This is a genomic window from Mycoplasma sp. 1012 (assembly GCF_054343455.1).
Genome location: NZ_JBTGVG010000030.1, coordinates 1 through 10281 on the forward strand (window position 1 = coordinate 1; position 10281 = coordinate 10281).

General features: G+C 23.3%; 8 protein-coding genes. 7 read left to right on the top strand and 1 reads right to left on the bottom strand.

Features of this window, described 5'->3' with window-relative positions:
- Positions 1-468 precede the first annotated feature (468 nt).
- Entirely contained in the window at positions 469-1608 is a 1140-nt protein-coding gene (gene metK, locus ACXX89_RS03700; protein ID WP_458557690.1) for a methionine adenosyltransferase, read from the bottom strand.
- A 749-nt stretch (positions 1609-2357) separates the two neighbouring features.
- Here metK and ACXX89_RS03705 point away from each other — a divergent pair.
- The 7 genes from ACXX89_RS03705 (at position 2358) to ACXX89_RS03735 (ending at position 9871) form a co-directional block, all read left to right on the top strand.
- On the top strand, positions 2358-3494 hold the full coding sequence (locus ACXX89_RS03705) for a hypothetical protein (protein ID WP_458557691.1): 1137 nt from the start codon (positions 2358-2360) through the stop codon (positions 3492-3494).
- 3 nt (positions 3495-3497) lie between these two features.
- Positions 3498-5234, top strand: coding sequence for an ATP-binding protein (locus ACXX89_RS03710; protein WP_458557692.1), 1737 nt, complete (start codon positions 3498-3500; stop codon positions 5232-5234).
- Between the two features lie 20 nt (positions 5235-5254).
- Positions 5255-5773: a hypothetical protein gene (locus tag ACXX89_RS03715; RefSeq protein WP_458557693.1), complete on the top strand. Its 519-nt coding sequence runs from the start codon at positions 5255-5257 to the stop codon at positions 5771-5773.
- A gap of 21 nt (positions 5774-5794) precedes the next feature.
- Positions 5795-6343, top strand: coding sequence for a hypothetical protein (locus tag ACXX89_RS03720; RefSeq protein ID WP_458557694.1), 549 nt, complete (start codon positions 5795-5797; stop codon positions 6341-6343).
- Between the two features lie 14 nt (positions 6344-6357).
- Entirely contained in the window at positions 6358-7047 is a 690-nt protein-coding gene (locus ACXX89_RS03725) for a hypothetical protein (RefSeq protein ID WP_458557695.1), read from the top strand.
- A gap of 110 nt (positions 7048-7157) precedes the next feature.
- Positions 7158-9395 carry a hypothetical protein gene (locus ACXX89_RS03730; RefSeq protein ID WP_458557696.1) on the top strand — a complete coding sequence of 746 codons (2238 nt, stop codon included), beginning with the start codon at positions 7158-7160 and terminating at the stop codon, positions 9393-9395.
- A 38-nt stretch (positions 9396-9433) separates the two neighbouring features.
- Entirely contained in the window at positions 9434-9871 is a 438-nt protein-coding gene (locus ACXX89_RS03735; RefSeq protein ID WP_458557697.1) for a hypothetical protein, read from the top strand.
- The last annotated feature ends 410 nt before the right edge of the window (positions 9872-10281 follow it).

Sequence of the window (10281 nt, forward strand, 5' to 3'; positions counted from 1 at the left end):
ATTGAGAAATTTTTACACAAAATTTATTACACTTCCAAATATTGTGATAATTAATTATTTTAAAAGAAAAATATCCAATTTAAAATTGGAGATTTTATTTTTCTTTTTCCTTTTTTTCTTGTAATACTTGGTTTAACACACCGTCAAATAATTCTTTGGGTAAAACTTTCTTATAAATTTTAACAACTTCAATTAATGTATCTTTAGAAATTTTATTTCATATTTCTTGTTCTTTTTATGGCGACATTTTATTTCTGTGTTTAGTATAAAAATAATTAAATAAAATGGTAGAATTTATGTATTGAATTGGCGGATCCCTTATTTATGTTCGTTTTTTAGACTTGGTATGGGGAACAAAGAAAACTCACTTTAAAAGTGAGTTTTTTAAATTAAAGAATAAATTTATAAATTTCATATTTTTTACTTCTATTAATCTTTATAAGTGCTCTTTAAAAGTATGATATTTTTTTATTTACCGTTTTTAAGCATATTTTCTATTTCATTTACCTTGTTTAATCTTTCTCAAGGTAAATCTAAATCATTTCTTCCAAAGTGTCCAAATGAAGCAGTTTGTTGATAAATAGGCTGTTTAAGGTTTAAATCATTAATAATACCTGCTGGTGTTAAATTAAATGTTTTATCAATGATTTCTAAAATAAATTCATCACTATATTTAGATGTGTTAAAAGTATTAACATTAATGGAAATTGGTTTGCTTATACCGATGGCATAAGATAATTGAATTTCAATTTTTTTTGCTACTTTTGCAGCAACTAAATTTTTAGCTACTCATCTTGCTGCGTAGGCAGCACTTCTGTCTACTTTTGTATAATCTTTTCCGCTAAAAGCCCCACCTCCATGTTTTGCAGCACCACCGTAGGTATCAACTATTATTTTTCTCCCTGTTAATCCAGCATCGCCAATAGGACCGCCTATTGTAAATTTACCTGTAGGATTTATTAAGATTTTATAGTCATTATTTAAATTATACTTATTAGAAATAAATAGCATAATTTCTTCTTTTATAAAGGATTTAAAGGCATTTTCGTCATAATTAGCATCATGTTGAATTGACATAAGTATAGTATCAATTCTAATATTTGTTTCATCTGTATAGTCAATGGTTACTTGACTTTTCATATCTGATTTAGCTCATTTAAATTTATGACTTACTCTTAACTCTTCTGCTCTTTTAACTAATGCGTGAGCAAGAGTGATTGCTAAAGGCATAAATTCCGGTGTTTCATCAGTTGCATAACCAAACATAATTCCTTGATCACCTGCTCCTATTTCTCCGTTCTTTTGATCTACTCCTTGATTGATATCTGGACTTTGACTATTAACGTTAGAAACAATAGTAAAATCACTTTCACTATATCCTAACTTCTTAACTGTATTTCAAGCAACTTTAACAACATCTACATAAGTCTTAGTTGTTATTTCTCCTCCTATAATAATTAATCTATTAGAAGCCATAACTTCACATGCAACTCTTGCATCTGGATCTTTCTTTAAAATAGCATCTAAAACTCCATCACTAATTTGATCACATATTTTATCTGGATGTCCTTTTCCTACGCTTTCGCTTGTAAATAATTTTTTATACATATTTTTTCTCCTTGTTATTTGTTTTTTTAAAAAATAAAATTCTCTAATTTACAAAAGAGAATTTTTGGAACATTAAAGATTTCTATACATGACAGATATTTAATATCCCAAGGGTTTCCACCTTGCATTGCAGGTTGGCTCACTTCAAAGTTCCCTTAAACTCAGTGACTCTTAATGTATTTTTTTACATTAAAATGATACAACATTTTTCCAAAAATAAAAAAAAATAATTTTTTTTGGCAAAAAGTTAAAAAAATGGTAAAATTTTAATGAAAAATAAACTTTTTGGCAAAATGAACCAATTTTTACCCCCCAAAAATTTAAGAAAAATAGGATTTTGCAAAAATTGAGTTATATTTTTCAAATATGCCTGTTTTTCCCATATATTTGGAAAAAATAGTTAATAAAAAGTAAACAAAATAGTAACATAATATTTCGTATAAAGTTTATTCTTTTTAACAAGAATCTTTCTTATTTTTTGTTTTGAGTTTCCTCAAAATTAAAGAAATAAAAATTTCAATTAATAATTTTCTCTCTGATTTTAAAGAGAGATTTTTTTATTTTTATTTTATTGAAATTGCATATAACAAACTCATTTTTTATAGAACTTTTATAAAATCCTTTGTTTTTTTTTTTTTTTTGTAAAATTGAGAGAAAAGAAAGGAGAAAAATTAAAAATATTAATTAATTAAATAGAATTTATAATTATCTGAAACGATAGATAAGCACTTAACAAGAAAGAGAAAATTATGGATAAAAAAGATTTTGAAAAAATATTAAGAGGAAAAAATATTAACTTTCTAATAGGTTCAGGAGCAAGTTCTGGTTTATATAATACTTTAAATCTAGCTAGTGGTTTTTCCATCGAAGAAATAATCGCTGATGAAAAAATGGACCAAAATTCAAAAATTCTTGTTTATTATTACTATTGTAAAAAAATAATAAAACCTATGATTAAAATAAATAAATATTCAGAAAAGTCAAAAGATAAATATGATGAATATAATACCACTATTACAAAATATAAAAATTTTGTTAATTTTTTAATAGAATTTTTAGAAAACGAAAGTAATGAGAAACCAAAAAGAATAAATATTTTTACTACTAATTATGATTTATTATTTGAAACCACTTTTGATCTAATAACAAAAGAAAATTCATTAGTTTATTTTAATGATGGTTCAAGAGGTTTTTTTAAAAAATATATAAGTAATAGTAATTTTTATTTAAATGTGTCATACAGCGGTTATAATGATGTATATAAACGAGAATTATCCACTATAAATCTTATAAAATTTCATGGTTCTGTTTCTTGAAAAGTTGAAACTTATGAAGATAATAAAAAAATTGCAATAGATGATAAATTCGAATTATTTAATGAAATTAATAAAAGCATATTAGAAATTGATAAAATTAAATTATTTAAAAAACTAAAAAACATTTTAGAAAAAAATAAATATAATTCAGTTAATGATTTAATTAAAAAAATACAAGATTTAAAAAATAACTCTTCTTTAAAAGAAGAAAAATTAAATGAGTTTTTTAATAAATATAAGCAATTAGCTATAGTTAATCCTGATAAAAGAAAATTTTGAGAAACCATATTAGAAGAACATTATTATCAAAACATAAGATCTTTCAGTTATGAATTGGAAAAAAAGCAAACAATACTAATAGTTTTTGGTTTTTCTTTTGCAGATGAGCATATTCGAGAAATTTTTAAAAGATCTTTGAGCAATTTTGAGTTACAAGTTATTTTTATTTATTTTAATAAAAACGATGAAGAACAATTTAGAAAATTTGAAAAATTTAGTAAAAATATAAAAATATTAAATTGAGAAAATAAAAATAGTGATAAAAAAATCACTTTTACTCAGTTTTTTTAACATATGAATAATAAATTTATAATTGGGAATGTTATCTTGATTGAAGGTTCTAAAATAGTGATATTAACCAAAGAAAATACAAATCAAGAAAACTATGTATTTAATGGGAAAATATATAACGGAGTTTCTATCGGTAATTATTTAGGAATAATTAGAGGTTCTAATAAAATAATAGTAAGAATAGAAAAAGAGTTTTTAGAAGATAAAATAAAAAATAATTTAAATCATGAATTTTCTCCAAATAGATTTGAAAGAAAACTTGAAGTTAAAATAATTGGAAATTTATCAGAACAAAAGTTTGAATTTGGAATAAAACATTTTCCAATGATTTTTAACGAAGTAGTGCTACTTAGCGATGAAGAGATTAACCAAATTTATCAGTTTGGGAATCAATCTAATAATGAATCTTTTGCTATAGGAACAATTCTTAATAATGATATTAAATTTTGATTAAACTGAAATAACCTTTTTAATACACATATGGGTATTTTTGGAAATACAGGAAGTGGAAAATCTAATACATTAACAAAAATTTATACAGAATTATTTAATTTACAGAATTCAAGTTATTCTTTTGATAAAAGCAAATTTGTTATCTTAGATTTTAATGGTGAATATATAAAAGATAATGTTTTATCAAAACATAAAAAAGTCATAAATTTAGCAGAAACTTCAAATGACAAAATAACATTAACTAATAATTTTTTTTGAAATGAAGATACATTATCAATAATTTATTCAGCAACAGAAAAAACTCAAAAACCTTTTATAAAAAAAAGTGTAGAAAATTTTTTAAATGAAAAAAAAGAATTTTTTACTGAAGAAAAAATTTCTGAAAAAATTAAAGAAATTGCAGAAAAAATAACTCAAAAACAATCATTTGGACTACTATGAAAACTTATGCAAATGAGAAAAATTGATTTTAATTATGAAAAAGAATCATTTGAAAAATATAAATTTGAAGGAAATTTTTTAGAAGAATGAAAATGAGGGAAACAAAAAAATTTTACTTTTAATGAAAAATTAAAAATTGCTGTTTTGTATTCTTTAATTAAAGAAACAAATTACAATAAAAATTTTAATTTTGAATACATACAACCACTTTTACATAGAATTGACACAAACTCAGTAGGAAATTTTTTAGAAATAAATAATAATACTATAACGGATTTAAAAATTTTAAACATTATTTCTTTTAAAAATGCTAAACCTGAAATTAAGAAAATGTTTCCACTTTTAATTGTGAAACAACTATATGAAGAACATAAAACAAAAATGATTAAGGGGAATAAAATAGAGTCAACTATCCATTTAATAATAGATGAAGCTCATAATATTCTTTCTGAACAAGCAACTAGAGAAGATTCTTCTTGAAAAGATTATAGATTGGATATTTTTGAAGAAATAATAAAAGAAGGAAGAAAATTTGGTTTCTTTATAACGCTATCAAGCCAAAGACCGAGCGATATTTCTTCCACAATTATGTCTCAACTTCATAATTATTTCATACATAGACTTGTAAATGAGCAAGATTTAAGGATGATATCTAATACAGTTAGTTCTTTAGATAGTGTATCAAAAAGTAGAATTCCTAATTTATCATCAGGACAATGTGTAATTGCAGGAACAAGTTTTAGAATGCCTTTATTAATTCAAGTAGATAAGTTAGAAGAAGATAAACAACCTGATAGTTCGAATGTAAACTTAACAGAATTATGAAAAAAAGAAGAAAAAATATAAAAAAAATAGAAAGGAGTAATATGTTTAATAAAATACTTAATAAAATAATGGGAAAAATCGCTGGAGTAGAAAAAATAAGTTTAACTGTATATATAAATCCAATTATAACAATTGATGAAAAAGGTAAACAAAAAATAAATGAATATGAGTATTCAGATTCTATCGATACATCTGATCTTAAAACTTTAATAAAATGATTAAAAGAAATAAATTTATTACCTGAACAATGAGAGGATTTTGATGATAATAATTTAGGTTATATTAAAGATTTATTTGATTATAATTCAAAAGAAAATAAAAAAATTATTAAATTAAATGATGAAAAAACTTATATAGAAAGATTAATTTTATGAGATACAAGGGAACCTATGTCAACATTATATAATTTATTGCAAAATATGATCTGAGAAATGGAATTAAGACAAGACGAATTAGAAGATTTTAATTTAAAAATAAAAATGTCAGAATTTATATCAAAATTTAAAGATTTTTTTGAAGAGTTTAGAAAATGACTAAGTTCAACATTCAATAAATATTAGAAAGGAAACAAAATATATAAAATGGAAAATATAAATATAGAAAATGAACAAATATTACTTAATATAGATATTAAAAAAGAAGAAAACAAAATAAGTTTTAAATTCATAATAATTAATGCTCTTATAGCAATTGCCTGTTTTTCTTTTGGGGGTTTTATTTCTTCTACTATTAATAAAACAGATCTTTTGATAGGTTTTGCTATTCCTGCTGTTTTTTGTATTTTATTTATTATTATGCATTTAATCAAAGTTTTAACATATAAATCAAAGGATGAAAAAAATATAGACAAAAATTTTAAACCTTGATGTAAAGTATCAAATACAAGAATTTTTGGTGAAATTTTAGTATATGAAAAAAATCAAAAAGGAAAAAAAATAATTTCAAAATATAAAAAGAATGAATTCAGTTTCTTGCTTGAAGATATTAAAAATATTACTGTTGATAAAAATTCTTCAAACAAAAATTTCAATATAATTTTAAAAGAAGGTGATTTTACTTTAGAAAATGTAATAGATTCAAATAAAGTTTATATGGAAATTATAAAAATTTTATCAAAATTAAAAAAATAAAATAAAGGAGAACAATGAAATTAAAAGAATTTGTATCTAAATTCCCACCAGAAGCAGTTCCATTTACTAGTTTAATATTTGATATTATTGCTATATTATTATATTTAACTATTGGAGTGGTAACGGGACTACATTTATATCAATCTATAAAAAAACATAAGGAAGAAAACCAAATTAAAACGCTACCACAAATATACTGAGGTAAAGCAAAAATTTTAATGCCGCTATCATTAATTCTAGCATTGATTTTATCTTCAATCTACACACAAATTATTAAAACATCAGGTGTGGCGCCAGTAACATTATTAACCGGAGCTACTATTGCGGCTTTAACAAGTAATGTTACTATCGTTACAATAGTAAGTAGTATAGTGTCAATTTTAGTCATCGGTGTAGCACTTGCGAACTTGGGATTTGTAGGTTATTTTGGATTTTCAAAATTAATTAAAGTAACAAAAGATAAAAATGGTGTTGTATCTATACCAACTGTATTAAAAGAAGTTGCAATAATATTATTCCCACATATATTTTTTATGGGATTAGTAAAAGTTTTCTTATCACAACCAGGGATTTTAGTAGGAACGAGTGAAATACCATATCAAATCGGAAATCTTTTATCTGGTGGATTAGTTGATTTAGATGGAATAAATACAATAGCAGCAACATTAAGCGATTTAAGACAATTATCAGCAGTAAAACAATAAAATTATATTTAAGAGAAAGTAATAAATATGGGCACAAAAACTTAATCTAATGGTAAGTTTTTCGTCCCAACTTTACAGTTTTAAACATAATCATTAACGTCGCTAAAAAATTGTTTGTATCTGTATTTGTAGTTGTAATTTTAAAAGCATTATTTACTTGGGCGTTTGATTATATAATTACATTTGGTACTAATACAATATTACTATTATTTAAGAGTTTTTCAATTATAGTAGAATCAATAGCATATAATCCTCGTAAAGATACAGTTTATGAAAATATTGAACAGTGATGAATTAATTGAAAAAACTTAGTATTTAATGTTGGTTATCTTACAGTGTTTATTTTATTTCAATTAATATTTATATTATTAAAAGATTCAGCAATTCAATTTCTATTTAGACAAAACTTTGCTTCTTCTATTAATAATTTATTTGTATTTGTAATTGGAATAGTGTTTTTTGGAATTTCAATTGAAGTATATAATAAATGAGGTAATGATTTAGCTGCTAGATGAGATGTAGAATTTTATGCTGAATTACCTCAACCATTTGAAAAAATTAAAGAAGCTATTGGTGGTGCTGTTAAACTTGCGGCAAAAGTCGGTGGTGTTGGAGCATTTCTTGGTAAAAACGCAAAAGGTAAATTTTTAGGAACCGGGGTTGGACAGAAATATTTAGAGAAAAAAGCAAATGTTGTTTCAAAATATTCAGAGAAAATAAGAGATAGTGCTTTTGGACAGTCAAAAATCGGTAAAAAACTATTATCTAATAAAAAATTAACTAACTGGGAAACCGCTATTAAAGATAAAAAAGTTCGTCAAGGTAAAGGACAATATGTTACGAGTGAAAATTATTCTAGTGATAGAAAAGGTATTACAAAACAAATATTTAAAGATACTAAAAAACAACTATCCAGCGATAACATCAAAGCAAAAGTTAGAGAAAAGTATAATGATTTTCAAAATACTAACAAAGGTATCTACGATAGATTTAAAGAACAGTTTGATAAAGGGATAGTTACTAAAAATACAGATGAAAAATTATTAACAAATAACCAATTACAGTTAAATAACTTAAAACCAGATAACAAACCATTAATTGATAAACTAAATGCCCTACCTGCTAAATTCACTGAAACAACAAAAGAGGGTAATAATACAATCCAACCTAATACGATTCAAAAAGAAACTATTATTAAAGAAACTAAAAGCGATATTAAAGAAATTAAATCTGATGTTAAAGAAGTGAAAGTTGAAAAAATTAATACAACAGAAAAAATTGAAACTATCACAAATAACAAAGAAAGTATTAAAGAAACTGTTAATAAAGAACATATTAATATTCAAAAAGAAAATATTATTGATAAAGACACTCAAAAAGATAACAATATCAACACCATTAATACTAATAATACAAACGACATTAATAAACTTCAAGCAGACAATTCAACATCTAATAATAATGTATCCGATACTAATAAGGGAGAAAAAAATACCGATGATAATATAAACAAAACAGAATCTAATGAAGTTGAAGAAAAACCACAAGACGTAGTAAAAGGAACTAAACAAGAAGATAAAGTTGAATCAAAAGACAATAATAAAATTAAACCAGAATTAAAAATTGAAGACAATAATAAAATTAAACCAGAATTAAAAATTGAAGACAATAATAAAACTAACGAAATAAATGAAAGTAAAATAAAAATCAGAGATAATAGTGATAAAACTAACGATGATAAAATTGGAAGATTAATTATTAACTTTGAAAACATACCTAAAACAAAACAAGATAAAGAAATAGTTGAAAACAAAAAACCAGATTGAATAATTGATTTAGATAATACTATAAATAATGTTGAAAAAATTAATGATTCAGAAGTTGTTGAAAATAAAGATGTGCAAGATAAATTAAATAACAGCGACAATATCAATATCGAAAATGATAAAATTGATAAACCAGAAAATAAAATAGAAAATATAGTAGAAAATAAACCAATAGAAAAAATAGATAAAACTACTAAAACTAAAAAACAAGTAAAAAAATCTAATACTATAAAAAACAAAGTTGTTAAAAAACCATCAGTTAAGGATACTAAAATAACAACTAAAAATATAAAAGAAACCAACGATAATAACAAAACCAAACAGAATAAAAATGATAAAATAGATAAGAATAGCAAGGTTGAAGTAAAAAAACCAAACTATGACTTAGGGATAAATTATTTAAATAACTCATTAAGTAAAGAAAAAACAAAACAATCATTAGAAATAAATAAAACTAACAAAAACAATTATGATTTTAAACAATGAGTAAGAGATAATTTTAAAGACAAAAATAAAAAATAAATCATAAAGTTAAAAAAAATAACAAAAGGAGACAAACAATGACATTAAAATGATTTAAAAACGGAGACGAAAATGATTTTGAAAAACACGAAGGGGGGGTTACTAGTAGAGATATTAAATGATTACAAGAAAAGAAAGTAATACCTTATAATTTTGAAGATTTTAACCAACAACATATGGATAATTTTATAAATTTATTTACAGAGTATGATTCTGGTGATAAAATGTTTAGAATCATCAAACCAGTTAAAGATGAAGCACACACAGTAGGAATTATGATTATAAAACACAAAACGCATGAATTATATTATTGTGAAGAAGATGTAGTCAATTTGTGAAATTATCTATTAGGGGAATTTAATAATGTAATGAAAACTATAACAGATGAAAAATTAAAGGAAAGATTAATTCCATTCCACGAAAAAATAAAAGAAGAAAGGATTACTTGAATGAAACGGATGGGACTATGAAAATAACATTAATATAAAGGTAACTTGAAATATAGTTATTTTTTTTATTACTTTGATTATGCGAGAATAATACGATACTACCACTAAAACCTATTGTCTTATAATCTTAAAATATTATGAATTGTTGAAAAAAAATTAAAACTCACAAAAACATAGTTATTTTAAACAGAAATTATTATCTGGTATATTTCACTCCCAAACCAAAACCGTTTAAAATACGCAATATATGGGCGTTACAGAGCATATTTTAATTGACACGTAGTGTCAGTGTTACAGAGTAGGTTTTAGCAACAGATAAATATTAAAAAAACTACACTTTACACCACAAGTATATTAATTAGTATAATTAAGTGCGATTTTTTATTAGTGATATCTTTTTGGGAAGTGTAATAAATTTTGTGTAAAAATTTCTCAAT